The 1217-nt window shown below is 31.7% G+C and carries 2 protein-coding genes; one reads left to right on the forward strand and one right to left on the reverse strand.

From position 1 onward, the window contains the following. Positions 1-125: 125 nt before the first annotated feature. Positions 126-569 (reverse strand): hypothetical protein, encoded by a 444-nt coding sequence (locus NRI27_RS17900; RefSeq protein ID WP_371391901.1) that lies wholly within the window; start codon positions 567-569, stop codon positions 126-128. 134 nt (positions 570-703) lie between these two features. Between NRI27_RS17900 and NRI27_RS17905 the strand changes: the two genes are divergently transcribed. Next, positions 704-1204, forward strand: coding sequence for a hypothetical protein (locus NRI27_RS17905; RefSeq protein WP_371391902.1), 501 nt, complete (start codon positions 704-706; stop codon positions 1202-1204). Positions 1205-1217: the final 13 nt, after the last annotated feature.

Here is a 1217-nt window from a genome sequence, read left to right on the forward strand (position 1 = left end):
TTTTAGACAGGAAAAAACAACCCCTCATTAAAATTCTATCAATTTTATTTTTTTTAAAAAGACTTGTAAAAAAAGAATTGGATTTTTTATATAAAAAAAGCAACTGAATTAGCTGCTTCTTTGTTTTAATTGTTATTTGTTATGAACGCCTCGTGTATAACTCCAAAAACACTGTCATCATCAGTTTCATACGAAATTCCCTGTCCTTCGAACTCAAGGAGATTTTCATTTAAATACATTAGTCTATCCCGATAACCAGTACGAAAGTCTAAAAGGTATTTACTAGTTATGGGTCCGACATGTATATCAGACTCTTTTAATTTCGTCTTCGCAGGACCTTCTAAAATATTTTTTATGGTTTGTTTATCAGTTATATAGACAGTAGTATAATCAGGGTATTTTTCCTCCGTTATTGTTATTTGTATAACTGTTTTATCACCAAATAATTCAGTTATCATTTTTCCCCATGTTGTTTCTTTAGGCAAATTATTAATATATTTACCCCCAAAAATAGCAATCAGTAGTACAATCGCTGTAAATAAAATTATTATATGCCTCTTATTCTTCAATGATTTTCCCTCCCCTTTTTAACATTATAAAATAATTTTTGCGTAAGAGGTTGTTTTTTAAATTGCGAAATCCCCTTTATATACTAGAAGCGCTTCTGAAGAACATTTTAAATTTAAAAGGGAGGAAAAAAATTATGGTTCTGAAATTGAAAATTGTTACAGGGACATACACAGATGCTCAATTACATGCTTTGCGAGTTTTAAATAACCTTGTGGCAGATGCTATTGATAGGAACATGCAAAACGCTAGTTCTATTGAAACTTTTTTAAATTCTGGTCTGGCACAATATGGTCTCGTTACTACAATCTTCACAATACCAAAAATCGCTAAGTATGGAACTCTTTATGGATTAGCAGTAGCTATTGCTACCGAGATTGTTAACATGCACAATACTTTAAAACAGGATACGATAAATGGGTTAAGAGGTGGCTATTATGTCATCGACCGAATTAGAAGTAATATTCAACGACGAGGTCTTTATGCAATTAAAGTAAAATATACAACTCTTAGCTTCCACGGAACAGACTATTTTAATGGTAACTACTTTGATGACATCGATCGGAATGAACCTCGGGTAGATTACCTTCTCATTGCTGGTCAATTCCCAAATGGACAATGGGAGTATTATGACTAAATATTAACAAAGA

It is taken from the genome of Sporosarcina sp. OR05 (genome assembly GCF_041414805.1).
GTDB lineage: Bacteria > Bacillota > Bacilli > Bacillales_A > Planococcaceae > Sporosarcina > Sporosarcina saromensis.